At 69.9% G+C, this 1,387-nt stretch carries 1 protein-coding gene; it reads left to right on the top strand.

Annotation, left to right across the window (positions count from 1 at the left end; all coding sequences use genetic code 11):
- Positions 1-68: 68 nt before the first annotated feature.
- Positions 69-1,387 (top strand): HNH endonuclease signature motif containing protein (locus AWC24_RS04285; protein WP_109560320.1); only part of this gene is annotated, 1,319 nt, incomplete at its 3' end.

Consider the following 1,387-nt stretch of genomic DNA (forward strand, 5'->3'; position numbering starts at 1 on the left):
TGTTCGAATCGAACTTGCCTTCGCCGGCCGCCCTCGGTGGTCTCGACAATGCGGGCCTGGTCGATGTCATGCAGAACGCGGCTCGGCTGCAGTCGGCGGCGCTGGCGCGGGTGTTCGCTGCGGGCGCGCAGTTGTATCACCGGCGGCTGGCTGAGCAGGCGGTCGCCGATCGCGAGATCTGGGCTCTTGATGGCTGGGATGCGGTGGCCGCCGAGATCGCGGCGGCTCAGGGCATCAGCCGCGGGCGCGCCGCGGGACAGTTGCGGATCGGGCTGGCGCTCGCCGAGCGGCTGCCCCGACTCGCAGCGCTGTTCGCCGCCGGTGTGGTGGATTACCAGGTGGTGGCCGCGGTGGTGCACCGCACCGAGTTGATGATCGACCCGGGTGCGCTCACGCGGATGGATCGGTGGTTGGAGCGCAATGCCGCCCGGTGGGGCAGCTGGTCGCGTGACCGCATCGTCGAGGCCGTCGACTACTGGGTGCAGGTCCTGGAACCGGTTGCGGTGCGCGAAGCCCGCGCCTTCGACAAGTCCCGCCACATCGGGGTGTCCCCGCAGCATTCGGGTCTGGCCGAGATCTTCGGTGATGTGCGCACTCCGGACGCGTTGGCGTTCGATCAGCGACTGAGCGAACTGGCCGCGACGGTGTGCAGGGCCGACCCGCGCACCACCCAACAGCGGCGGGCGGATGCCCTGGCGGCACTGACCGCCGGTGCGGCCACGATGGCGTGCGAGTGCGGCTCACCGCAGTGCCCCGCCGCCACCGGCGATGCCCCCGTGGGTGCGGTGATGATCCATGTGATGGCCGAGCAGGCCACCGTCGAGGGCCGCTCGGAGGCGCCCGGGTATGTGCCCGGGTTCGGTGGCATCTCGGCGCAGGCGGTGCGCGAGATCGCCAAATCGGCCACGTTGCGGTCCGTTCGCCACCCCAATGATGCTGCGCCGGAGCCGGGCTATCGGCCGTCGGCGGCGCTGGCGGACTTCGTGCGCTGCCGCGATCTGACCTGCCGGTTTCCCGGCTGCGGACGCCCAGCGGAGTGCGCAGACATCGACCACACGGTTCCGTATCCGCTCGGGCCGACGCATGCCTCGAACCTCAAGCTGCTGTGCCGTCTTCATCATTTGCTGAAGACTTTCTGGACCGGTGACAACGGGTGGCGCGACCGGCAGGAACCCGACGGCACCGTCATCTGGACCGCCCCGACCGGACACACCTACATCACCAAACCCGGTGGCGCCCTCTACTTTCCCCTGCTGGCCACCCCCACCGGCGAGCTGGACCTGCCGCAGTGGTCCCCGGCCGGCAACCGCGGGCTGATGATGCCGACCCGCACGCGCACCAGAGCACAGGATCGGGCCTACCGGATCTGGCTGGAACGCAACCACAA

The sequence above is a fragment of the Mycolicibacter senuensis genome, assembly GCF_002101885.1.
Lineage (GTDB): Bacteria > Actinomycetota > Actinomycetes > Mycobacteriales > Mycobacteriaceae > Mycobacterium > Mycobacterium senuense.